This is a genomic window from Actinomadura violacea, assembly GCF_017573465.1.
Lineage (GTDB): Bacteria > Actinomycetota > Actinomycetes > Streptosporangiales > Streptosporangiaceae > Spirillospora > Spirillospora violacea.
In genome coordinates this window covers 172,726-195,660 of sequence record NZ_JAGEPF010000007.1, presented here as the reverse complement: position 1 = coordinate 195,660, position 22,935 = coordinate 172,726, and the positions used below count along the sequence as shown (strand labels likewise).

The following is a 22,935-nucleotide window of genomic DNA, read 5'->3' as shown; positions in this document are numbered from 1 at the left end:
CGCCGTCAGGCCCCGGTGCCCCAGCGGTCCAGCGCGGCGTAGGTGGGCTGCCACTGGGCGGCGTAGGCGGCGCGGGCGGGTTCGGGCAGCGGCGCGAGCATGACCGCGACGGACTGCTCGCCGGCACCGTCCAGCAGCCATGGGATCAGCCGCGGCGCGTCCGGGCCGATCCGCTGGCCGTGGACCTGCCCGAAGTGCGCCCACTGCTGCGGCGTCGCAACCGCCTGGATCAGCGGCAGCGTCTGATCCTCCTCGTGCCTGAGGTGTCCGTTCAGGCCGGTCGCGAGGGAGTCGACGAGGTCGCCGAGCCGGTCGCGCACCGCGTCGGGGTCGGCCAGCGCCGCGTCGATCGCCGCGATGACCTCCTCCACGGCGGTGTGCTCGGCCTCCATCGCCTCCAGCAGCGCCAGGTCGTCCGGCCGCTCCGCCAGGGTCTCGCGCAGCGCGGGCCACAGCGCGTCGTCCTCGGCGGTGTGGTGGACGTGCAGGGACTTCTTGAACAGCTCCCACCCGACGGCCGTGCGCAGCACGGTGCGCGGGTCGTCGTCGTGGCGGGCGGTGGCCTTGGCGAGCTGCTCCAGCTCCCGCCGCAGCGCGTCGTGCATGACGTACATCGCCGTCATGTCGAGGGCGTCGCTCACTTCACTGTCTCCTTGTCGTCTTCCGTCGCGGATCGGCTCAGCCCCAGGTGGTGCCGGCGGGCTCCTTGATCGTGGCGTTGAGGCGGTTGAACATGTTGGTCACGCCGATCAGCAGGATCAGGGCGGAGATCTCCTTCTCGTCGTAGTGGTCGGCGACGCGGTCCCACAGCTCGTCGTCCACGGCGTCGCCGGGGCGGTCGGCGAGCCGGGTGACCGCTTCGGCCAGCTCCAGCGCGGCGCGCTCGGCGTCGTCGAAGAACGGCGCCTCCCGCCACGCGGCGACCGCCGCGATCCGCTCGGCGCTCTCCCCCGCCTTGAGGAGATTCGCGTTGTGCGCGTGCACGCACGCCGAGCAGCCGTTGATCTGGCTGGCGCGCAGCCCGACGATCTCCTGCAGCTCGTGGGAGATGCCGCCGGCGTTCACGGCCTTGAAGATCGATCCGATCCCCTTCAGTCCGTCGGGCAGCACATAGGCGGGGTTCTTCATCCGTGCCTGCATGATCGTTTTTCCTTTGATCGGCGGACCTGGTCGGTGCGGTCGGTCCACGCCCGCGATCACCGGCTGCCGCACCCCGGCGGCCCACGGCATCACCGCTTCCCCGAACCCCGCATCACCGGGAAGGAGAGCGTTCCTAACGGGCGTGTCCCTCACACCACCCGAGTCTGGAACCCGCCGTTAATACGTTCGCGATGCATCCGCTATGCACCCGAGGCCGTCACGGGCGCGCGCCTGTTCCTGGTGGTCGCCGAGCTCGCTCGCCAGCTCGAACGCGGCGCGGTAGAGGCGCTCGGCCGCGGCGGCGTCCCCGGCGTCCCGGGCGACCGCCGCCAGGCCGTTGAGCGCCTTGGCCTCGCCGCGCCGGTAGCCGAAGCGGCGGTAGAGGTCGAGCGCCGCCTCGTGGTGGTCACGGGCCTCTTCAAGCCGTCCCTGCCGCAGGAGGGCGACGCCGAGGTTGTGCAGGGCGTCGGCCTCGCCGCCCTGGCTGCCGATCGCGCGGAAGAGCGTGAGCGCCTCGCGGTGCAGGGCGTCCGCCTCGGTCAGCCGGTCGAGCCGCTCGCACACGACACCGAGGAAGTCGGTGGTGACCGCTTCTCCGAACCGGTCGTCCAGCGCGCGGAACAGGTCCCGGGCTTGGAGGTAGGCGGTCCAGGCCGCCTCGTGGTCGTTGCCGCCGGTGTGCACACCGCCCAGGCCGACCAGCGCGCGCGCTTGGCCGCGCTGGTCGCCTGCCGTGCTGCACGCGGCCAGTGCCCGCTCAAAGTGGTCGCGCGCCAGCTCGGGGTCGCCTTGGACTCGGTGCACCCAGCCCAGGTCGGTGAGGGCACGGCCTTCCGCCGCCGGGTCCGCGCGGCGGCGCGCGGCGTCCAGGGCCTTGCCGTACAGGACGCGGGCATCGTCGTGGAGGGCCTGGTCGTACAGGTGTCGGTAGAGCGTGGTGGCCAGCGCCCCGGTATGCGCGGGCCAGCCGTTGTCGGCGGCGTACGCGGCCGACAGGACGAGGTCGGCCCGCTCGGCAGCGAGCCATGCGAGCGCCTCGTCCGCGTCGCGGAAGGCCACGGCCGGCTCGGCGGCGTGCTCAAGGCGGGGACGCCGGTGCGCACTGTCGGGATACAGGACGTCCATGGCCGCGCCGGCGGTGCCGACGTAGTGGTCCAGCAGCCGGGTCAGGGCCGCGTGCCTTTCCTCGGGCGGCTCGGTGGCCGCCGTGTCCCGCGCGTACCGTCGCAGGAGGTCGTGGAAGCGGTACCGGCCGGGCTCGTGCTGCTGGAGCATGTGCACGTCCAGCAGGTCTTCCAGCAGATCCTCGGCCTCGACCGGGTCGAGGCCGGCGAGCGCGGCGGCGGCGCGGGGTTCGATGTCGCGGCCGGGGTGCAGGCCGAGCAGCCGGAACAGCCGCTGGTGGCCGGGGTCGAGCTGGCGGTAAGAGAGGGTGAACGCAGCGGCGACCCCGCGCTCGGCGGTGGCCAGTTCCGCCAGGCCGCGCCGCTCGTCCCGCAGCCGCCCGGCAAGATGCGCGACGTCCCAGCGCGGCCGGTGGCGCAGGCGCGCGGCGGCGATCCGGACGGCCAGCGGAAGGAACCCGCAGAGCAGCAGCACCTCGTCCACCGCGCCGGCCTGCGCGGCGGCGCGCTCGCCGACGATCCGCGCGAACAGCCCGGCGGCCTCCCGGCGGGGCAGCACGTCGATCGACACGGCCTGGGCGGCGTCCAGGTCCGGCAGCCGCCGCCTGCTGGTGATCAGCACCAGGCTCGCGGAGGCGCCGGGCAGCAGCGGCCGCACCTGCCCGGCGCCGGCGGCGTTGTCCAGCACGATCAGCATCCGGCGTCCGGCCAGCGCGGCCCGCCACATCCCGACCCGCTCCGGCAGCTCCGCCGGGATCGCGTCGGCGGCCACGCCCACCTGCCGCAGCAGCACCTCCAGGGCCCGGGCCGGGTCGGCCGGCTCCTGCCCGGCGGTGTGCGCGCGCAGGTCGACGAACAGGCGGCCGTCGGGGAAGCGCTCGGCCAGCCGGTGCGCGGCGTGGACGGCCAGCGCCGTCTTGCCCGCGCCCGCCATGCCGTCGATCGCCACGATCCGCACCACGCCGTCATCGGCCCGGGCGGCCTGCTCGATCAGGGCGAGCTCCTCGGTCCGGCCCGCGAAGTCGGCGACGTCGTAGGGCAGGAACGTGCCGTGCCGCGGCTCGGGCGACGACGGCTCGTGCGACGGTGGCGCGGGCGTCGGCGGCGCGGGCGTCGGCGGCGGCGGTGCCGGCGAGGCGCGTAGGACGGCCTCCTCCACGGCCACGAAGGCCGGGCCTGGGTCGAGCCCCTGCTCGCCGGCCAGCCGCTCCCGGTACTCGCGGCCGACCGCCAGCGCGTCCGCCTGCCGGCCGGCCCGGTGCAGGGCCGTCATGAGGTGGGCGGCCAGCCGCTCGCGCAGCGGATGCGCGGCGAGTTCGGCGGCGAGTTCGTCGACCAGGTCCTCGTGCCGGCCCGCGGCGATCTCCAGCTCCGCCAGCCGTTCCAGGGCGCGGAGCCGCCGGTCCTCCAGCCGCGACCGGGCGCTCTCGACGTAGTCGGCGTTGACGCCGGTGAGCGCGGGCCCCCGCCACAGGTCCAGCGCGGCGCGCAACCGCCGCGCCGCCTCGTCCGGGTCCTGCTCGGCGGCGGTGACGAGGCCGGTGAACTCCGCGAGGTCGAGCCGGCCGGGTTCGGGGGTGAGGACGTACCCCGCCGGGCGGGTGACGAGCAGATGCTCGGAATCCGCCGCCTTCAGGACGCGGCGGATCGCGGTGATGGCCGCGTGGACCTGGGCGCGGGCCGTCTCCGGATGGGCCGGCCCCCACATCGCGTCGATCAGCTGCTCGGCGCTCAGCACGCTGCCCGCGTGCAGGAGCAGGTAAGCGAGCATCGCACGGTGGCGGGGCGCGAGCGCCGGCAGCGTCCGTCCGGGGACGGCCGCCTCCACCGGGCCCAGCACCGTGAACCGCAGCACGTCTCCCCCTCACCCGAACAACCCGCCCGAGCCGATAGGAAATCACACCAGGCCACACAAGGGACCGATCTCGGGCGCCGGTGCGTCACCGCGCCTCCGAACCGGCCGCGACGCCGAAGACCCGGCAGAACTTTTCCGCTAGGCGGCGTGTCTCACCACCGGGCGACCGATGCCCCGATGAGAGGAGCTGTTCCGGATCATGCGCCGAGTTCGTGTGTCGCTGCTGACCGCCTTGCTGCTGGTGACGGGCTCGGTGATGACGTCGGCGCCGGCCTTCGCCGTCATCGGCGGGACCAAGAGCACCTACGGCCCGTGGGCGGTGCGGATGCTCGTGGACGGCAAGCCCGCGTGCACCGGGACGGCCGTCACCCGGCAGTGGATCATCAGCGCTTCGCACTGCTTCTTCATGCAGGGGCAGCCGATCGCCGGCAAGCGCATCTCGTTCCGCGTCGGCAGCCTCGACATGCGGAAGGGCACCACCGTCCGCCCGCTGCCCGGCAAGCGCGCGGGGAGTGCGCGCGCCGACATGATGCTCATCAAGGTCTCGCCGATGAAGGTCCGCCCGGCGCGCCTGGCCACGGTCCGCGTCCGCCCGGGCCTGCTCGTGCGGCAGTACGGGTGGGGCGCCACCTGCACCGGGGACGAGAACGCCTGCCAGTCCCCCGTGCTCAAGCAGTCGGACCTGCGCGTCGTACGGCCGGACGACCGCCGCTGCCGCGGATACACCGAGCCGGGCGGCTCGGACTTCTGCATGGCGAAGGTGTCCGGGATCCCCGCCGGCGGCGATTCGGGCGGCCCGGTGATGAGCATCGGCCGGCACGGCACGGAGGTCCTCCTCGGCGTCTTCGACGGGTCCGACCGGCAGAGGACCGCCGAGGCCGGGGAGGTCGCGCGGCGGCTCGCGTGGATCCGCTCCGTCATCCGGCGATGACCCGGCGGCCGACCGGGCCGGCCCGATGCGGCCCGGTCAGCCGACGAGGCCGCCGATGCCCTTGCCGAGCAGGACGAAGCCGATGACCAGCAGCAGCACGAACATGACCGTGGTGTTGTTGCGTTCGAGCCAGGTCTTCAGCGAGCCCAGCGGCCGGCGCATGCGCTCGGTGTCGGCGACGTAGACGATCACGGGGACGGCCACGCTGCACACCGCGATGACGGTGAAGACGGCGACGGCCACGACCTGGTCGCCGACGCTCAGCCGCCCCTGGCTGATCGCGATCCCGGCGGCGACGCACATCATCAGGTTCTTCGGGTTCACCGCGGACAGCAGCACGCCCAGGGACGCCGCCTTGACCGGGGTGAAGGTGTCGATGGCCTTCGTCCATCCCGGCATCTCGGCCTGCTCGCCGGGGTCCGGGCGGGCGGTGAACTGCTTGGCGGCGAAGATCAGCAGCAGCACGCCCAGCAGCAGCTTGATCCAGGAGACGCCGGTCTTGGGCTGCCCGGACGCGGCGGTCATGCCGAGCCCGTTGGCGATCAGCAGCAGCACGACGGTCGCCGCCAGGACGCCGCCGACCCAGCCCGCCAGGAAGCCGAGGCCGGTGGCGCGGGCGCGCGGCGCCAGCAGCATGAGGATGACCGCGACGATGGGGACGGGGCTGATCGCCACCCCCACCGCCAGCGGCAGCAGCGTCCCGATGACCTCGCCCATGCCGCCCCCGAATCCGCTGGTAATGGTCGTCGTACTGCCGGAATCCCCGCGCCGATCGCCTCGTTCAGGGCGTGACGATGTCGAAGTCGGGCTCGGGGTCGTCGATGACGGCGAGCAGCCGGCGCAGCGCGGCGGCCTCGCCCGTCGTGCCGATGCCGGTGGCGTCCTGGCCACTGACCAGCGCGAACAGCATCGGCCTGGTCAGCGACAGCGTCAGGTCGGCGCCGCCCGCGTCGCCGCTGACCTCGCGGTGCATGAGCGCGCCGTTGGACAGCGACATGCGGTAACGGTCGCCGGAGTCGGTGAAGTGCCAGTCGATGGTCAGGTGCTCGTCCCACGCCTTCGGCCCGTTGACGCGGATCGCGAGGGAGTCGAAGACCTGCTCGACGCTGAGGCCCGCCGCCATTCCACCGGCGATGCTGGTGGGGACCGGCTGGACGCCCTCGCGCAGTTCCTTGGCGCCGGTGAGGTAGAAGTTCCGCCAGGTGCCGTTCTCCGCGCCGTGCCCGAGCCGCTGATAGACGTCCGCGAGCGCGGACTTCGCGTCGGCATTGCCGGCGTCGGCGAACACCACGTGGTTCAGGAGCGTCGCCGCGAACCGCAGATCCCCGTGCTCGGCGTAGTCGCGCGCCATCGCCATCACCTTGGACGCGCCGCCCATGCATTCGACGTAGCGCTGCGCGTTCTCGGCCGGCGGATGCTCCCACAAGTGCGCCGGATTGCCGTCGAACCAGCCCATGTACCGCTGGTAGATCGCCTTGACGTTGTGGCTCACCGATCCGTAGTAGCCGCGCGCGTGCCAGGCGCCGGCCAGTGCGGGCGGCAGCTCCATCGTCTCGGCGATCTCCAGGCCGGTGAAGCCCTGGTTGAGCAGCCGGAGCGTCTGGTCGTGCAGGTAGGCGTACATGTCCCGCTGCTGGGACAGGAACGCCACGATGGCGTCGCGGCCCCAGGTGGGCCAATGGTGCGAGGCGAAGGCGACATCGGCTTTGTCGGCGAATAGGCCGATCGCCTCGTCGAGGTACCGGGCCCATACGCGCGTGTCGCGGACGAGGGCGCCGCGCAGCGTCAGAATGTTGTGCTGGTTGTGGGTGGCGTTCTCGGCCAGGCACAGTGCCCGCCGGTCGGGGAAAAGGAAGTTCATCTCCGCGGGCGCCTCGGTCCCCGGCGTCATCTGAAAGATGATGCGCACCCCGTCGACGACCTCTTCCTGGCCCGTGCGGGTGATCTCCTTGCTGGGCGGGACCAGCGAGATCCTGCCCGACGACGCGGTCTGCCCGAGCCCGGTCCCGATCATTCCCTCCGGGCTCTTCTCCAGCATGACGCCGGTGTGGTAAACGCCGCGGCGCCCCATGGCCGTCCCGGCGTAGACGTTCTCCGAGACCGCGTGCTCCAGGAATCCCGCGGGCGCAAGAATCGGCACGCCATCCGGATTGCCCGCCTCGATGACGCCCTCGGCTCCGCCGAAATGGTCGACGTGGGAATGGGTGTAGACGAGACCGGTGACGGGGCGCTCCCCGCGGTGCTCCCGGTAGAGCGCCAGTGCGGCGGCGGCCGTCTCGACCGACACCAGCGGGTCGATCACGAGCACCCCGCGACTGCCCTCGACCAGGGTCATGTTCGACAGGTCCAGGCCCCTGACCTGGTAGATCCCGTCGGCGACCTCGAACAGCCCCTGCTTGGCGCACAGCTGCGACTGCCGCCACAGCGACGGGTTCGCCGTCTCCGGGCACGGACCGTCCAGGAACCCGAACGCGTCGTTGTCCCATACGACCTTTCCGTCCGCGTTCTTCACCACCGCGGGCGACAGCGAGGCGACCAGGCCCCGCTCGGCGTTCTCGAAGTCGGTGCGGTCCCCGAAGGCGAGCTTCTCCATGGGGGAATGCCTGTCCAACCGAAAACCGCCGTAAAGCCCGCACCGGGCAAAGAGCCCTCAGGGCTCGCGGTCGAGGTCGGCCGCGCCGGGCACCGGGCCGGTCACGGCCGGCTGATCATGAGCTCCGGCGCACCGAGGTCGTGTCGCTCGTCAGCTGCGAGCCGTCCGCCGCGACGGGCAGGAGGTCGGGCACGCGGGCGCCGTCGTCGTCGACCAGGACCGAGTGCGTCTCGCCCGCGTCGAAGGCGTGGCGCTCGCCCCACTGCCGCAGCGTGACGATCACGGGGAACAGGTCCTTGCCCGCCTCGGTGAGCGCGTACAGCCTGCGCCTGCCCGAGGGGGCGTCGACCTGGGCGAGCAGGCCGCGGGCGGTGAGCTTGCGGAGCCGTTCGGTGAGGATGTTGCGGGCGATCCCGGTGCGCTGCTGGAAGTCGGTGAACGAGCGGGCGCCGTCCATCGCGTCGCGGATGATCAGCAGGCTCCACCGGTCGCCGACCAGGTCGACCGTGCGGGCGACCGGGCAGTCCGGGTCCGTCCAGGCAGGGCCGTGCCCGCCGGTGCCGTCGTCCGCCATCACCCCTCCAATGAGTTGCGCAATGAAACCATTCTGGCCTAGCCTCCGATCAGTTGCAAAACGAAACCAAATGGGGTGGGGTCTGTGCACGTGAGGACGAGGCTGCTGCCGGCGGCGGTGTGCGGGGTCGCGGTGGCCGGTGTCTACGCCGGGCAGCCGGTACTGGGCCCGATGGGCCGCGACCTGCACGTTCCCGTCGACGCGCTCGGCTGGTTCGTGGCCGCCGGCCAGCTCGGCTATCTCGCGGGGCTGGTGCTGCTCGTGCCGCTGGGCGACCTGCTCGACCGCAGGCGCCTGATCGCCGCGCACCTTGCCCTGGTGGCCGCGGGAACGGCGCTGACCGCGGCCGCCCCGGTCGCCTGGGCGGCCTTCGCCGGGCTGGCCGTGGCGGGCCTGTTCGCCGTGGTGGTGCAGACGACCGTCGCCTACACGGCATCGATCTCCCCGCCCGCCGAGCGCGGGCGCAACCTCGGCATCGTGACCTCGGGCGTGGTGATCGGGATCCTCGGTGCGCGCTTCGTCGCGGGAGTCCTCTCGGACCTGTGGGGATGGCGGAGCATCTACCTGGTCCTGGCGGTGCTCGCGGCCGTGCTCGCGGTGCTCGCCCTCAAGGTGCTGCCGGCAGACGTTCGCCCGGCGGCGACGGCCCGGTACGGGCACGTCCTCCGGTCCTTCGGCGGGCTGTTCGTCCAGCCGGTGTTCCTGAGCCGCGGGCTGATCGCGTTCTTCCTGTTCGCCTCGTTCGGCACCCTGTGGAGCGGGATGGCCCTGCCTCTGGCCGGTGCGCCCTGGCACCTGAGCCGAACGCAGATCGGCCTCTTCGGCCTCGCCGGGCTCGCCGGCGCTCTCGGTGCCGCCCGGTCCGGACGATGGGGCGACGCAGGGCACGCGCGCCGGGTCACCGGCATCGCACTGGTGCTCCTGCTCGCCTCGTGGGCCGCGATCGGGCAGCTCCCGCGGTCGCTGACGCTGCTGGTCCTCGGCGTGATCCTGCTCGACTTCGCCGTCCAAGCCGTCCACGTGAGCAACCAGCACGCTCTCACCAGCGCCTACCCCGACCGCACCAGCACCGCGATCGGCGCCTACATGGTCTTCTACTCCCTCGGTTCCGCTTTCGGGGCCGCCGCGACCACCGCACTGTTCGACGCCACGGGTTGGACCGGCCCCACCGTCCTCGGCGCGGCCCTCGCGCTCTGCGCGCTCATCCCCTGGGCGTTCAGCGCCCGCAGACCACAAGACGCCGCTCGTCGTTCCCCGGATTGCGGGCCGAAGGTCCCGCAGGAGTGCGTTACGTCGGCGCCATGAACCGCCGGACGTGGTGATCGTGCAGACCTCGCCGCCGTCCGCCGGGACCGTCTCCCTCGGCATCGAGGTCAACATCCTCCCTGCCGCCATCGAGGCGGTCCGGGCGCGCGGCGGCCTGGTCGTCGCGCAGCTCAACCCGCACATGCCCTACACCTTCGGCGACGCCGTCCTGGCGGAGGACGAGATCGACTACGCGATCGAGGCCGACGAGCCGCTCGCCTCGCCGGTCCCCCGGCCGCCCGGCGAGGTCGCCCACCGGATCGGCGAGCGGGTCGCGCGGCTCGTCCCCGAGCACGCCACCCTCCAGCTCGGCATCGGCGCGATCCCGGACGCGGTGCTCGCCTCCCTCCTCGACCGCCGGGGCCTCGGCGTGTGGTCGGAGATGTTCAGCGACGGCGTCCTGGCCCTGGAGAAGGCCGGCGCCCGCGCATGGTCGCGGTGAACTCCGCCCTCCAGGTCGACCTGTTCGCGCAGGCCAACGCCAGCCGCGTGCGCGGGACGATCTACTCCGGCTTCGGCGGGCAGACCGACTTCGTCGTCGGCGCGCTGCACTCCCCCGGCGGCCACGCCGTCATCGCCCTGCCGTCCTGGCACCCGCGCGCGGACGTCTCCACCGTCATCGCGCGGCTGGCCGGGCCGGTCACCTCGTTCCAGCACAGCTACATCGTCAGCGAGCAGGGCACGGCCGCCGTGTGGGGCAACGACGCGGTGTCCCAGGCCGAGCAGATCATCGGCAACGTCGCCCATCCGTCCGCCCGGGACGAGCTGCGCGACCAGGGCCGCGCACTCGGCTTCCCGCTCCGCTGACGCGCCGGCCGGGGTCGCAGAAGGGCGCGCCGCGTCCGGCAGCGGGTTCCCGGGGGACCCGCTGCCGGCACGGTCAGATCCGGGGGCGGGACGCGGCGTCCAGCCGGTAGTGCGCCCGTTCGGCGTCGGGGATCGGGAACGAGCTGTGCACCCACATCTGGTCGACGGTGCACGCGCTCATCCGCCAGAGGCCGCCGTCCTTGCGGAACCGGTCCACCCGCAGGCCCTCGCCCGCGATGATGGGCCGCTGCGGCCCGTCCCCGTCCTCGCCGACGAGCACGCCGAGCAGGTAGGACAGCGCGGTCGCGGTGCCGTCGTCCTCGGCGTGGACGGTCGGGTTGAGGCTGGCGTGACGCAGCCCGTCATTGATCGGCAGCTTCTCGCGCAGCAGCGCGATCGCCGCATCCCGGCCCTCCCGGTAGCCCCACACGTGGTCCAGGACGAAGTCCTCGGTGAGCATCTCGCCCAGCGCGTCGAAGTCGCGGGAGTCGAAGCACCACTCGAAGCGGGCGACCAGGTTCAGGCACGCCAGCTGGTCGTCGACGCTCAGCCCGATCTGCATTTTCTCCAGCGGGCCGAAGTAGCCGTTCGGGAGGATCGTGGAAATCATTGGTTCTCCTTCGGTCGCCGGCCGTTGTTTCCGTCCCTGGCAATGCTGGCGAAACGGCCGGGTGCCGCGACAGTGCCGCTGTCACCGACCGCATGTGAAAAATGCACATATCATCAGGCCATGACCATGATCGTCGGTGCCGGAGCGTGAGCCGCGTCCTGATCGCGGAGGACATGCATCTGCTCCGCGAGGCGCTGGCCGAGCTGCTCGGCCTGGAGGACGACATGGAGGTCGTGGCCCAGGTGGACTCCGGGGCGCGGATCGTGGCGGAGGCGGAGCGGACCCGGCCCGACGTGGCGATCCTCGACATCGACCTGCCCGAGCTGGACGGGCTGGCGGCCGCCGCGCCGCTGGCCGAGCGGGTCCCCGGCTGCCGGGTGCTGATCCTCACCGCGCTGAGCCGTGCCGGGCACCTGCGCCGGGCGCTGGAGGCGGGCGTCGCGGGCTTCGTCCGCAAGGACATCCGGCCGGACGAGCTGGCGGCGGCGGTCCGCACGGTCGCCGCGGGCGGCACGGTGATCGATCCGGCGCTGGCGGCGACGGCGCTGCTCGCCCCGCCGAGCCCGCTCACCCAGCGGGAGACCGAGGTGCTGCGCCTGTCGGCCACCGGCGCCCAGCCGCTGGAGATCGCCGAGCGGCTGTTCCTGTCCTACGGGACGGTCCGCAACTACCTGACGTCATCGGTCGGCAAGCTCGGCGCCCGCAACCGGATCGACGCCGTCCGCATCGCCACCGAGGCCGGCTGGATCTGACCGGAACTCGGCCGCCACCTCGAACCCGCCGCCCGGGCGCGGGCCCGCCGACAGCCGCCCGCCGGCGCGGGCCGCCAGGCTCTCCAGCCCGGTGCCGCCGGCTCCCGGCGTCCGGCGCCGGGCCGCGCCGTCGTTGACGACCCGCAGCCGGACGGTCCCGTCCGAGCCGGTGACCGAGATGGAGCAGGTACGCGCCCGGCTGTGCCGCAGGACGTTGGTGACGCCCTCGCGGAGGACGGCGGCCAGGGCCGTGCCGGTCCCGTCCGGCAGCGCCCCGGTCCGCACCTCGGTGCGGACGGTGATGCCCGCGGCCTCCAGCACCTCGACGGCCGCGTCGATCTCGCGGCCCAGCTCCAGCCGGACCCTGCCGCCGGTGATCGAGCCGAGCTCCGCCTGCGCCTGCTCCACAACCGGCACCAGCGCCGCCAGCTCGGCGGCGGCGCGCACCGGGTCGCGGTCCAGCAGCCGCAGCGCCAGCTCGCCGCGCAGCGCGACCGCCGACAGGCTGAACCCCAGGACGTCGTGCAGGTCGCGTCCGATCCGGGCTCGTTCGGCGGCGACGGCGGCCGCCGCCAGCTCGTGCCGGGCCCGCTCAAGGAGGACGACCAGCTCACCGAGCCGCGACAGGCTGTAGAACAGCCACGCCATGATGAGGGTGGAGACGACGTTCGTCACCGCGACCGTCAGCGGTGCGACGGGAGGCGGGGAGACGCACAGCACGACCTGCAGGACGAGGACGGCGCCGGCGATCGCCCATGACCTCGGCGGGCGCATCCAGGCCAGCGCCGCACCCGCGAACAGCCCCCACAGGCCGGCGATCACCGCGAGCGTGCCCGCCGCGTAGCTCCCCGGCCAGGCCACCGGAACCACCAGGAGGCCCAGCGCGGCGAGCCGCCCGCGCGACGGCCGCGACAGCAGCAGCGCCGCGGCCACCGCGATCAGCGGGATGAACAGGTACAGCCAGCGCGGGTCTCCGGAGCTGGTGAAGGTGAACATCACCGGCCTCACCGCCTGCATGAGCACGACCGCGACGAGGATGGCGCGCACGAGGCCCGGCGACCGGACCGGCGGCGCCGTGCGGCGGACGTCTGCGGTGCGGTAGTCGCCGGCCATCGACCGGACCTCGGCGAGCGTCCGCCGCGCCGACTCGGTCGCCTCCCGGACCCCGGTGCGGGCGTCCCCCGGCTCCGCCTCGGCCGCCGCCGCGAGGCTCGCGGCGATCGACCGCAGCCCGGCCCCGACGGTCCGGCGCAGCTCGGCGTCCAGCCGCAGCCGTTCCCTGGACGTCTCGACCCTCGCGAGGCCGTCCCGGGTGGCGTGCAGGTCCGCCACCAGCCCGCTGAGGGTGTGCAGGCTGAACACGATCAGCGCGTCCGTCGCCAGGGCCAGCGGCCGCCAGGCCCAGACGTCGGCATGCTCCCCGGCGAGCAGGCCCACGAGGGCCGTGCCGGCCAGGACGACTCCGAGCAAGGGCCAGGACGCCCGCGCCGGAAGGGCGACCAGGACGCCGGCCCCGATCGTCCACGGCAGCCATCCCCATTCCGTGCCGACCAGCGCGAACGGCATCAGCGCCAGCACCGCCACGGCCGCTAGCAGCCCGTACCGGACGACCGGGCGGAACCGCCCGGCCAGCAGCGCCACCAACGGCGGGTAGGGCGCCGCCGCCAGCAGCAGCGCTTCCGTGCCCACGCCGGCACCGGCGGCGTCGAACAGCCGGACGCAGAACAGCAGCGCCAGCGCCGTCCACAGCATCGCGCGCGCGACCCGCGGCGGGAGATCCTCAACGCTCGACTTCACGCCGCCCCCCGAGATCACGCGCCATTTTCCCACGTGATCCCGCCCGCGTTCACGATCCCGCCCTCGCCTGCCTCCCGCGCGGGGACGTCCGTTTCTCCCTTGTTCAGTACGCTTTCCGAATGCGCATCGTCGCGGTCGCCGACACGCACACCTACCATCGCGAACTCACCGTTCCCGAGGGGGACGTCCTCGTCCACGCGGGCGATCTGTGCCGGCGCGGCGAGGACCTCCGCGAACTCGAGGGCGCCGCCGACTGGCTGCACTCCCTCCCCCACCGGACGAAGATCGTCGTCGCGGGCAACCATGACCGGATGTTCGCCGACCGGCCCGAAGAGGCCCGCGCCGTCCTGGCCGACCGCGGCATCCACTATCTGCAGGACGGCGGCATGGAGATCGACGGCGTCGGTTTCTGGGGCAGCCCCTGGCAGCCGGAGTTCAACGACTGGGCCTTCAACCTCCCCCGCGGCCGTCCGCTCGCCGAGAAATGGGCTTTGATCCCCGAGCGGGTCGACGTCCTGGTCACACACGGTCCCCCGCTGGGAATCGGCGACGCCGGCGCCCTGCCGGGCAGGCACGGCTGCGCGGACCTGCTGGCACGGGTACGGCGGGTGCGCCCCAGGCTGCACCTGTTCGGGCACATTCACCACGACGGCGGCCTCTGGCACCACGACGGGACGACCTTCGCGAACGTCACCACCTGGGAGTGCGAACGCGCCCCCACCGTCATCCGCCTGGACCCCTCGGGCGCCACAGGCGAAGTCGTCCCCGCCGCCCGAGCCGCGGCGCCGCCGCCCTGACTCACCGCTTGCGGAGCACGCCGCCGTATTCGCACATGTCGCGGCCCATCTTGGACGCGCCGACGAACGGGGCGAGCTCGCCCGGAACTGGAGCCAGCGGAGGCTGGCCCGGGTCCGGACGCCACTCCATCAGGTTCACCAGGCCGGGGCTCGACGGGGTCCGGGCCGGCGGTCAGCAGCGCGTCGACCTCGTCGCGGGCGCCCATCCGTACGAGTCCGGGACGCCGAAAGACCGGCCCTGAGCAGGGCCGGTCTCCGGATGGTGCGCGATCAGGGGCGCTGGCCCGCCTGGTCGACGACGCCGGTGGCGAGGTTGCTGTACCAGGTGATGATGTCCCCCTTCTTCATGTCCTCGCCCTCCGCCTTGTGGTCCTTCACTGCGATGGCGCGGGCGCCGAGGTACTCGTAGGTCTTCGGGTCGATGAAGATCTCGTCGCGCAGGTAGTCGCCCTGGAGCCGGTACAGGGTGACGCCCTTGCGGCCGGCGAGGTCGTGGGCGGTGGCCTCGTAGCCGACGCCCGGGACCTTCGCCAGCGCGCCGTACATCGCGGCGCGGAGCTTGGCCGGAACCGCGCTGTCCCGCATGGACGCCTCGATGTACATGAACGCGTTCGTGTTGCGTTCCGCCGTCGTCTCGCCGCCCGCGGCCCGGTACACGCCGGCGAGCAGCCGGGCGGGGTCGCGCGGCAGCGCGAGGACGGCGCGGTAGTCGACCTCGCGTTCGGAGCCCTTGTGGAGCTTCAGCTTCCCGTGCTGGAAGTCCGCGTATCCCCAGTCGTCGGCCCGCGACCAGACCTCGGTCGTGCTGGTGACCTTGCGGTCGCCCGGCCTGAACCACGGGCTGCCGTCCGTGGCGGTTCGCAGGGCGAGGGTCTTGAGGTACCCCCATTGGCGCGGCCCGGGCGAGGCGTCGGGCCCGGCCGCCGCGACGAGCGCCGCGTTGCCGGCGAGGTCCTGCGCGCTCGCGACGGTCCGCAGCCGCAGGGGCGCGGTGCCCCCGCCGCCGCCTTCGCCGCCGCCGTTCGCGACGACCGTCGCCGCGACCACCGCGGCCGCCGCGGCGGCGGCCAGCCCGACGCCCCAGACCGGGCGCCGGGACCGCTTCCTGGCCCGGGTGCCCTGCATGTGCGTCTCGAGCCGTGCCCGGGCCCGGGCGACCGTCTGCGGGGCGGGGTCCGCGAGCGCGTCGTGCCGGGTGCGCACCTCGTGCAGGTCATCCATGGTTCATCGCCTCCTGTGCCGCGGGGCCCAATGTCTTGCGGAGCAACTGCCGCGCCCGGTTGATCCGGGAGCCGACGGTGCCGACCGGGATGGCGAGGGCGCGCGCCACCTCGGAGTAGCTGAACTCGGCGCAGACGACGAGCAGCAGCGCGTCGCGGTCGCCCTTGGAGAGCCGTGCCAGGCCCCGCGCGAGGCCGGGGCTCAGCCCCTCGGCGGCCACCCGGTCGGTGACCCGGTCGGCGTGGTCGGCCTCGTCGCGGCCCGCCGTGCGGGCCAGGGTCCGGTAGAGCCGGACCTCGCCGCGGCGGTGCCGCCCGATCAGGTTGGTCGCGATCCCGTACAGCCAGGCCCGCGCCTCGGGGTAGGCCAGGTCGTACCGGTCGCGCTGGTCGAAGGCCGCCAGGAACGTCTCGGCGGCGACGTCGTCGGCCGCCGCGGTGCCGATCCTGGACGCCGCGTACCGGTGGATCGCCGCGAAGTACCGATCGAAGATCGCCGAGAACAGCTCCGGCTCGCGCCGCGACCTCTCGATGATCGACGCGTCGGTCGTCCGCTCAGGCATGCGCGTGGGTGGGACATGAGTCAGGGCCATACATCCGGCCGCCTCTCTGCTGAAGTGGTCGGCACTGATTGCCCGCACCCCCCGGTCTTCTTCACGCCTCCCCGACGAACCGCCGAACATGATCACACGAACGCTCGGAGCGGACGTGCGGCTCGTGGCGCCGGTGAAGGTCGGGGGCGCCTGGTTGGATGGCGGAATGACCGCTGTTGATCTCGCTCGAACGCTGCCGCCGATCGCGACCGGCCGGGCGCTGAGCCAGTCCATCGCCGTGCTGGACGCGGTCCTGAGCCCGGACGGATACGCCACCTACACCTTCGACCGCAGGTGGGGACCGGACCAGGAACTGGCCTCGATGAGCAACGGCAGCGGAGACGAGTACTCGATCGCCTTCACCGCCACCGGGGCCTTCGTCCGCGGGTTCTCCCACGAGTCCACGATGAGCCCGTACGGCGACGACGACTACCGTCCCTGGCCGGGGCTGGTGGAGTCGGTCCCAGCGGAGTTCGCCGAGCAGGTCACCGAGCCGGCCTTCTCCCACGAAGGCCATTCGGGCCCCTTCTTCACGGCCACCGTCTGCCTCTGGCGCCGCCACGAGGACCCGTGCTGGCAGGTGGGGGACATCGCCTTTCCCGCGGAGGAAGACCCGGACGGATCGGCCTGGCTGTTCGACCTCCTGATCGATGGAACTCCCGAAGGCTACTGCGCCCATGCCTCGGGAAATTTCGAGGTCTCCGTCGACGCGGCCGACGTCAGGCAGGTATTCGAGCACCGTGCGCTGACGGCCGACCTCGTCCGCCGCATCAACCCCGATGCGGACCTGGCGAGCCTCGCCGAAGTCCTCGACACCATCGGCTACCCGCAAGCCGCCGCTTCTGGCGGCGGCTGACTGCGGGTGATCAGTACCCTCCACCCATGTCAGAACGTTCCGGGTTCCTCTGCTCGGGCTGCGGGCAGCATCATGACGAACTGCCCATGAACTTCTCGGCGCCGGCACCCGACCTCTGGTCCCCGCTCCTGGCGGAAGATCCCGAGAGCTACCTAACCTCCGATCTCTGCGTGATCAAAGGCCAGGCGTTCTTTGTGCACGGGCTCGTCGAGATCCCTGTGACGGACACCGGCGAAACGTTCAGCTGGGGCGTGTGGGTCTCGCTCAGTAGGGACAACTTCGACCGCACTGTGATCCTTTGGGAAACCCCGGGACGGGAGTCCGAACCCGCCTACTTCGGATGGCTGTCCACATCCCTTCCGCTGTACTCGCCCGCGACCGGCGACCTCAAGACGAACCTGCACACCCGCCCCATCGGCGAGCGTCCGTTCATCGAGCTGGAACCCACGGACCACCCGCTGGCGGTCGAGCAGCGGACGGGCATCACCCGCGCCCGCGTCCAGCAGATCGTGGAGTTCCTCCTTCACCCCGGCCAGCCCTGAGTCCTGAACGGGCCGCCACTGCGGTTCGCCGGTTGCGTTCCGTGCTCGATGGGGATCAACAGCAGGTGACCTCCGACGACGTCGTCCCCGCTGCGCCGGGGGCCATTGCCGCGGCCGAGCCGACCAGAGCCTCAGCGTTGATCTTCAACGATGCCGGCGAGTATCTGCTGCATCTGCGCGATCACATCCCCGGCATCTGGGAGCCGGGCGCATGGTCGCTCCTCGGAGGGGGGCGCGAGCCGGGCGACCGCTCGTTGGAGGACACCGTCAGGCGCGAATTGCGCGAAGAAGCCGGCCTGGATCTTCCTGTTCTCGAGCGTTTCGGCGTGGTGGAGGCCGTCGGCGACGCCTCAACTGTATCGGTCCAGGTCTTCGCCGGCCTCTGGAACGGTGACCCCGCCGCGTTGGTCCTGACCGAGGGCGTGATGCTGCACTGGTTCCGCCCGGAGACCATGCCGCGCCTGACGATCAGCCCTTCGACTTTGGACCTCGTTCGGAGCCATGCGGGCGCCTACGGGATCCGCGTGCCTGAGGCTCGACCGGATGTTCAAAGAGCCGGAAGGAGCGCTTCGCCGGTTCCAAGGACGACCATCGAATCCGCTGAGCCGTGCCGTGGTTTCTGGGCCGATACCGCCCGCATCCGGTCCGGATATCTGGCGGAGGTGCCGACGCAGACCCTCGTCTTGAAGGTCGCCGAAGAGGTCGGTGAGGTCGCGGAGGCCTACATCGGAATGACCGGAGGGAACCCTCGCAAAGGCGTTCACAAGAACACGTCCGACGTCCTGGACGAACTCGCCGACGTCATGCTGTCCGCCGCGGTGCCCATGGTCGATCTGGCGGGCGGTGCCGCCCAGGCCGAAGCGCATATGGCGAGGCGGCTCGGGTTCGTGTCCGCTCGGGACGTCGCCGCCCCGCCGACCGGCGGCGGCTGGCATGGGTCCTTCATCGCGCCCCATGTTCTGTTGCAGCGCCAGGACGGGTGGGTGCTGATGCTCCGCCGTTTCCAGACCGGTTACGCCGACGGGCTGCTCTGCCCTCCCGCGGGACGGATCGAGCCGGGCGAGGACGTGCTGGCGGCCGCGATCCGCGAAGCCGGCGAGGAGGCCGGTGTGCGGCTACGGCGGGAGGACGCCCGGTTCGTCCACGTCATGCACCGCACCGCCCCGACGCTGCCCGGACCGTGCCACGCGGTCAGTGACTACTGGTTCCGCTTCGACCACTGGGAGGGCGAGCCCCACGCCGCCGAACCGGACAAGGCATCGGAGGCGTTGTGGATCGACCCGGCGAGCCCGCCCGACGACGTGATCGGCCACTGCGCGCTGGCACTCGCCGCGATCACGCACGGTGAACCGTTCAGCGTCCATGGCTGGACCTGACCCACCACACGTGTGGAAGCGGAAAATCGAGAGCGGCGGCTCGAACGAATTAAGCGCATCCGTGCAATGCGGCCGGGCCGCTAGCATGATCGGATGTCGATTTCGGGGTTCGTCGTCCAGCCGAGTGCTCTCCAGGAGTGCCGTGCGGGGGCCGACCTGTTCAGCCGGCCGGAGATCCAGGCTTTCCTGCAGAGGGTCGCCTCTCCCGACGCGGCCATCGCGGAACTGGCCGAACTCGTAGAGGGCGGCGACGTCTTCCGAGGCGGGATGACTGCGTTCCTCTGCGGTGTGATGGTCGAGCGCGGCGCCTCGGCGCCGAACGCGGCGAACGCCGTCCTTCCTGTCATGAGGCGCTACCTTCACCTAGCGCGTGAACTCGTGGCGCAGGCAGGGACCGAAGAAGAAGTCTTCGAACGCTCGCCCGACCTCGTCCGAGCGCATCATGCGCTGCCGTTCGTCCTGCTCGCGACCATGACCATTCTCAGCCGCGACGAACAGGCGAGGAAGCGCATGCGCGCCGATTCCGAAGTCGTCGCGCTCGTCGCCGAGTTGGAGGAGCGTTACGAGACGCTCTACTACGTCCGGGAAGTGCTGGCACTCCTCGACGATCAGAAGATCCTCTTGCTGGACCCTCGCAACGGCCGCGGTTTCCTCTTCGAACTGACCGGCGTGCGGGACGTGATGTACCACTTCTTCGCGCTCGCTCAAGACGCGCTGCTGCGGCACGCCGGCCCCGGCTATCTCGGCGCCGAGCCCACCGATCCCGCCGCCGTGCGCTATGCCAGGAACGCCGGCCTCACTCAGCAGGAATTTCAGGACGCCGGAGACCTGATCGACCATCAGCGTTTCGGTTTCCACTACCCCGGAGCCGGTGACTCCCCCATCCCGGCGCTCTTCTTTCCCGGTTCGGCCGCGTTCTCGCAGATCCCGGTCATCGACGGCTGCTCCACCCTCTTCCTGACCTCGCGCTCCATTCACGCTCAATGGGCGCCCACGAACATGTACCCGGTCCTGCACGAAGCCCTGGAAGCACGGGTCGACCTGCGAGAACTGGCACCGGAAGAGGTCAAGGCACGACTGGCCGCCTTCGACCGCGGCGGCGGCTAGGCGCGCATATCGCGGGCGTATCGAAAATCGGATACGCCCCTGCAACGGGCTCCACTCTTCAGTGGAGGCATGGACCACAGCACATCACTGCCAGTTCGCCGGACGCGCACCCCTCGGCGGTGAGTCGTGGCGAACTCACCTTCGGCGCGCAAGGTGCGCGTCCTCGCGATCGTCACCCGGCTCATCGCGGTGCTGCTGGTGCCGGTCGGCTTCTGCCGCGCACCGGGCCGCGCCCGTTTCCTCGCCTGCCAATGGGCGTTGAGCCTGCGCTTCCCCGCCGAGGACCTGCACGGGCTGGCGCCGGAGACGCTGGCGGCGTTCACGCACGCGCGGGCCGAGGCGTTCTGGCGCGACGGGCAGCTGATCGGCCTGACCTCGGGGCACCGCGACGCGAGGGAGCAGCACCGGATGTTCATCGAGGAGGTGCGGCGCACCGGATCGGTGGCCGCGGCGCGGCGCCGGGTGCTGCCGCCGGAGGAGTCCGGCCACGTGCGGGGGCTCGCGCTCGACGTCCGGCCGACGGAGGGTGCGCGGTGGCTCGAACGGCACGGCGGGCGGTACGGGCTCTACCGCGTCTACGACAACGAGTGGTGGCACTTCGAGTACCGCACGGTCGAGCCGGTGCGGCTGCCGCATCCGGACGCCACGGCCTGGTTCTCCGAACGCGGTGCCGCGTACGGGCTGCGGCGGTTCCCGGGCAATGAGGTCTGGCCTTACGAGCGGCGTCCCGATGCCGTCGAGGACCGGAGGTGGCGGCGGTGAACCGGAGCCCCGTCGCGCTTCGGGTGCGGTCCGGCACCTTCCGGCCGCCCACCTTGGAGACGCTGCCCGCGGCGGTGGCGGCGAACGTGGCCGGGATCCGTGCGCGGACCCGGAGCACGATCATGGCCGTGGTCAAGGCCGGCGGCTACGGCCACGGCGCCGTCACGGTCGCCCATGCCGCCGTCGCCGCCGGTGCCGGATGGCTCGGGACGACGAGCATCGCGGAGGCGTCCGTGCTGCGTGCCGCGGGATTGGCGGTGCCGATCCTCACCTGGCTGCACCCGTCCGGGATCGACGCCGAGGCGGCGGCAGCGGCCAGGGCCGACGTCGCGGTCGGGTCGGTGGACGAGCTCGGCGCGCTGATCGCGCAGGCCGCGCCGCCGGTGCGGATCCATCTGCACATGGACACCGGAATGTCCCGTGGCGGCTGCCCCCGCGACCGATGGGACGAGCTGATCGGCCTCGCCCAGCGTGGGCAGCAGGCGCGGAGGGTCCGCGTCGCGGGCGTCATGGGGCACCTTCCGCTGGCCGACCGGGCCGAGCCCGCGGAGAACGCGCCGGCGGTCGCCCGTATGCACGAGGCGCTGAAGGCGGTCAGGGCGGCGGGGCTCGGGCCGCGGGTGGCCCATCTCGCCGCCACGTCGGGGACGCTGAACGACCCGGCGACGCATTTCGGGATGGTCCGCGTCGGGGCGGGCCTGGTCGGCATCGATCCGTCCGGGACCGTGGCGATGCACGGCGCGTCCCGGCTGACCGCGCCGGTCGTGCACACGGCGGCGGTCCCGGCCGGCACGCCGGTCGGCTACGACGGCGCGTACGTCACCGACCGCGCCACTCATCTGGGCATCCTCCCCGTCGGTTACGCCGACGGGATTCCGCGAGAGCTCGCGCCTCGGGCTGGCGTGGAGATCCACGGCCGCCGTTTCCCGGTCGCCGGACGGGTCTCGATGGACCAGATCGTGATCGACACCGGCGCCGAAAGCTTCCCGGCCGGCACGTCCGCGACCGTTTTCGGCCCGGACGGGGGCGCGACGCCGGCCGTCCAGGACTGGGCTCGCTGGGCCGGGACCATTCCGCACACCATCGTCACCGGCATCGGGCCGCGCGTGAAAAGGAGCATCGCATGAGAAAGGGCATCGCATGAGCAAGGCACATCGCATGGCACGGCGAATCGTGGTGATCGGCGGCGGGGAGAATGCCGAGCACGACGTCTCACTGGCCACCGCCTCATCGGTCGCGGCGGCGCTGCGTTCCGGCGGGTTCGACGTCGACGAGCTGACCATCGACCGCGACGGGACGTGGAGACGCGGAGCCGATGCGCTCGGGGCGCGGGCCATCGGTTCCCTGGCGGCGGCGCTGAGCGTGATCGACCGTGCCGATGCGGTCTTCCCCGCCGTCCACGGCCCCACCGGCGAGGACGGGACGCTCGCCGCGCTGTGCGCCCTCGCGCACACGCCGATGGTCGGCTCGGGCCTGCGCGCCGGGGCGCTCGGCATGGACAAATGGGCGACGAAGCTCGTGGCGGAGGCCGCCGGAATCCACACCGCCCCCGGACGGCTGGTCTCGGCGGCGGAGATCGCCGATATCGAGTTCAAGACGGACGTGGTCGTCAAGCCGGTCTCGTCCGGGTCGAGCTTCGGTGTCGCCTTGGCGTGCGACGCGTCCCGGCTGCGCGACGCGCTCCGCGAGGCCGCGCGGTTCGACGACCGGATCCTGATCGAGGACGTGGTCGCGGGCCGGGAGATCGACGTGGCCGTCCTGCGCGAGGCCGGCGGCCGCCGGTGGGCGGCCCCGCCGCTGGAGATCCACACCAGCGGCCTGTTCGACACCCGGTCCAAGTACGACGGTTCGGCCCGGTTCAGCGTGCCCGCCGACCTCGGCGAGGCGGACCGGGCGGCGCTGACCGGGGCGGCGCTGCGCATGTTCGACGCGCTCGGCTGCGCCGGTGTCGCCCGCATCGACTTCTTCCTCACCGGCTACGGGCCCGTCCTGAACGAGGTCAACACCATGCCGGGGATGACGGCGGAATCGCAGGTACCGAGGATGTTCGCCGCCGCAGGGATCCCGTACGAGGAACTCGTCGCACGCCTGGTCGATGCCGCCGCCGTTCCCGCGACCACGACACCTGGAGCCGATCCGCCGAAGTGACCCGCATCACTCTCGCGGCGCCGTGGGCGCGTCAGTTTGCCATACG

Annotated in this window: 24 protein-coding genes; 13 read left to right on the top strand and 11 right to left on the bottom strand. The window is 72.3% G+C overall.

Annotated elements, in window-relative coordinates:
* Positions 1–5: 5 nt before the first annotated feature.
* From J4709_RS54660 to J4709_RS12345, 3 genes are all read right to left on the bottom strand, one after another.
* A complete protein-coding gene (locus J4709_RS54660; RefSeq protein ID WP_307801177.1) occupies positions 6–641 on the bottom strand; it encodes a hemerythrin domain-containing protein in 636 nt (211 codons plus the stop codon).
* Between the two features lie 37 nt (positions 642–678).
* Positions 679–1,140, bottom strand: a complete 462-nt coding sequence (locus J4709_RS12350; protein WP_208240329.1) for a carboxymuconolactone decarboxylase family protein — start codon at positions 1,138–1,140, stop codon at positions 679–681.
* Between the two features lie 177 nt (positions 1,141–1,317).
* On the bottom strand, positions 1,318–4,119 hold the full coding sequence (locus J4709_RS12345; protein ID WP_208240327.1) for an AfsR/SARP family transcriptional regulator: 2,802 nt from the start codon (positions 4,117–4,119) through the stop codon (positions 1,318–1,320).
* A gap of 199 nt (positions 4,120–4,318) precedes the next feature.
* Here J4709_RS12345 and J4709_RS12340 point away from each other — a divergent pair, with 199 nt between their 5' ends.
* Entirely contained in the window at positions 4,319–5,050 is a 732-nt protein-coding gene (locus tag J4709_RS12340; protein WP_208240325.1) for a S1 family peptidase, read from the top strand.
* Between the two features lie 36 nt (positions 5,051–5,086).
* On the opposite strand, the gene J4709_RS12335 is transcribed toward J4709_RS12340, so the two are convergent.
* From J4709_RS12335 to J4709_RS12325, 3 genes are all read right to left on the bottom strand, one after another.
* Positions 5,087–5,767, bottom strand: a complete 681-nt coding sequence (locus J4709_RS12335) for a GAP family protein (protein WP_208240323.1) — start codon at positions 5,765–5,767, stop codon at positions 5,087–5,089.
* Positions 5,768–5,831: 64 nt separating this feature from the next.
* Positions 5,832–7,643: an alkyl/aryl-sulfatase gene (locus J4709_RS12330; RefSeq protein WP_208240321.1), complete on the bottom strand. Its 1,812-nt coding sequence runs from the start codon at positions 7,641–7,643 to the stop codon at positions 5,832–5,834.
* 115 nt (positions 7,644–7,758) lie between these two features.
* The gene (locus J4709_RS12325; RefSeq protein ID WP_208240319.1) at positions 7,759–8,217 is read right to left on the bottom strand and encodes a winged helix-turn-helix transcriptional regulator; all 459 of its coding nucleotides are present in this window, start codon (positions 8,215–8,217) and stop codon (positions 7,759–7,761) included.
* A 90-nt stretch (positions 8,218–8,307) separates the two neighbouring features.
* On the opposite strand from J4709_RS12325, the gene J4709_RS12320 reads away from it, so the two are divergent.
* Genes J4709_RS12320 through J4709_RS53210 form a run of 3 tightly spaced genes read left to right on the top strand, consistent with a single transcriptional unit; the run spans position 8,308 to position 10,329 of the window.
* Complete coding sequence (locus J4709_RS12320; protein WP_307801176.1) at positions 8,308–9,522, top strand: MFS transporter; 1,215 nt, start codon at positions 8,308–8,310, stop codon at positions 9,520–9,522.
* Between the two features lie 10 nt (positions 9,523–9,532).
* Complete coding sequence (locus J4709_RS53215) at positions 9,533–9,964, top strand: hypothetical protein (protein ID WP_307801175.1); 432 nt, start codon at positions 9,533–9,535, stop codon at positions 9,962–9,964.
* Positions 9,952–10,329, top strand: coding sequence for an acetyl-CoA hydrolase/transferase C-terminal domain-containing protein (locus J4709_RS53210; protein ID WP_232383374.1), 378 nt, complete (start codon positions 9,952–9,954; stop codon positions 10,327–10,329). Before J4709_RS53215 ends, J4709_RS53210 begins: the two co-directional genes overlap by 13 nt.
* Before the next feature lie 73 nt (positions 10,330–10,402).
* Here J4709_RS53210 and J4709_RS12310 read toward each other — a convergent pair whose 3' ends face one another.
* Positions 10,403–10,939 carry a nuclear transport factor 2 family protein gene (locus J4709_RS12310; protein WP_208240317.1) on the bottom strand — a complete coding sequence of 179 codons (537 nt, stop codon included), beginning with the start codon at positions 10,937–10,939 and terminating at the stop codon, positions 10,403–10,405.
* A gap of 146 nt (positions 10,940–11,085) precedes the next feature.
* Here J4709_RS12310 and J4709_RS12305 point away from each other — a divergent pair, with 146 nt between their 5' ends.
* The gene (locus tag J4709_RS12305; protein ID WP_208240315.1) at positions 11,086–11,691 is read left to right on the top strand and encodes a response regulator transcription factor; all 606 of its coding nucleotides are present in this window, start codon (positions 11,086–11,088) and stop codon (positions 11,689–11,691) included.
* Here the strand turns inward: J4709_RS12305 and J4709_RS55545 are convergent.
* A complete protein-coding gene (locus J4709_RS55545; RefSeq protein ID WP_208240313.1) occupies positions 11,617–13,488 on the bottom strand; it encodes a sensor histidine kinase in 1,872 nt (623 codons plus the stop codon). The two genes, J4709_RS12305 and J4709_RS55545, sit on opposite strands and share 75 nt — an antisense overlap.
* 119 nt (positions 13,489–13,607) lie before the next feature.
* Between J4709_RS55545 and J4709_RS12295 the strand changes: the two genes are divergently transcribed.
* Entirely contained in the window at positions 13,608–14,285 is a 678-nt protein-coding gene (locus tag J4709_RS12295; RefSeq protein ID WP_208240311.1) for a metallophosphatase domain-containing protein, read from the top strand.
* A gap of 1 nt (position 14,286) precedes the next feature.
* On the opposite strand, the gene J4709_RS54655 is transcribed toward J4709_RS12295, so the two are convergent.
* The 3 genes from J4709_RS54655 to J4709_RS12285 all read right to left on the bottom strand — a co-directional run bounded on the left by J4709_RS54655 (position 14,287) and on the right by J4709_RS12285 (position 16,068).
* Complete coding sequence (locus tag J4709_RS54655) at positions 14,287–14,415, bottom strand: hypothetical protein (protein WP_269757160.1); 129 nt, start codon at positions 14,413–14,415, stop codon at positions 14,287–14,289.
* A 140-nt stretch (positions 14,416–14,555) separates the two neighbouring features.
* A complete protein-coding gene (locus J4709_RS12290) occupies positions 14,556–15,506 on the bottom strand; it encodes a CU044_5270 family protein (RefSeq protein WP_208240309.1) in 951 nt (316 codons plus the stop codon).
* Positions 15,499–16,068 (bottom strand): RNA polymerase sigma factor, encoded by a 570-nt coding sequence (locus J4709_RS12285; protein WP_208240307.1) that lies wholly within the window; start codon positions 16,066–16,068, stop codon positions 15,499–15,501. The genes J4709_RS12290 and J4709_RS12285 overlap by 8 nt, the downstream gene beginning before the upstream one ends.
* 196 nt (positions 16,069–16,264) lie before the next feature.
* Here J4709_RS12285 and J4709_RS12280 point away from each other — a divergent pair, with 196 nt between their 5' ends.
* The 7 genes from J4709_RS12280 to J4709_RS12250 all read left to right on the top strand — a co-directional run bounded on the left by J4709_RS12280 (position 16,265) and on the right by J4709_RS12250 (position 22,889).
* Entirely contained in the window at positions 16,265–16,954 is a 690-nt protein-coding gene (locus tag J4709_RS12280; RefSeq protein WP_208240305.1) for a hypothetical protein, read from the top strand.
* Between the two features lie 26 nt (positions 16,955–16,980).
* The gene (locus J4709_RS12275) at positions 16,981–17,496 is read left to right on the top strand and encodes a DUF2199 domain-containing protein (RefSeq protein WP_208240304.1); all 516 of its coding nucleotides are present in this window, start codon (positions 16,981–16,983) and stop codon (positions 17,494–17,496) included.
* A 65-nt stretch (positions 17,497–17,561) separates the two neighbouring features.
* A complete protein-coding gene (locus tag J4709_RS12270) occupies positions 17,562–18,872 on the top strand; it encodes an NUDIX domain-containing protein (protein ID WP_208240303.1) in 1,311 nt (436 codons plus the stop codon).
* Between the two features lie 93 nt (positions 18,873–18,965).
* On the top strand, positions 18,966–19,979 hold the full coding sequence (locus J4709_RS12265; RefSeq protein WP_208240302.1) for a hypothetical protein: 1,014 nt from the start codon (positions 18,966–18,968) through the stop codon (positions 19,977–19,979).
* A gap of 126 nt (positions 19,980–20,105) precedes the next feature.
* On the top strand, positions 20,106–20,741 hold the full coding sequence (gene vanY-N, locus J4709_RS12260) for a D,D-peptidase/D,D-carboxypeptidase VanY-N (RefSeq protein WP_208240301.1): 636 nt from the start codon (positions 20,106–20,108) through the stop codon (positions 20,739–20,741).
* Positions 20,738–21,868, top strand: coding sequence for an alanine racemase (gene alr, locus J4709_RS12255; RefSeq protein WP_208240300.1), 1,131 nt, complete (start codon positions 20,738–20,740; stop codon positions 21,866–21,868). The genes vanY-N and alr overlap by 4 nt, the downstream gene beginning before the upstream one ends.
* Before the next feature lie 31 nt (positions 21,869–21,899).
* Positions 21,900–22,889, top strand: coding sequence for a D-alanine--D-alanine ligase family protein (locus J4709_RS12250; RefSeq protein WP_208240299.1), 990 nt, complete (start codon positions 21,900–21,902; stop codon positions 22,887–22,889).
* Positions 22,890–22,935: the final 46 nt, after the last annotated feature.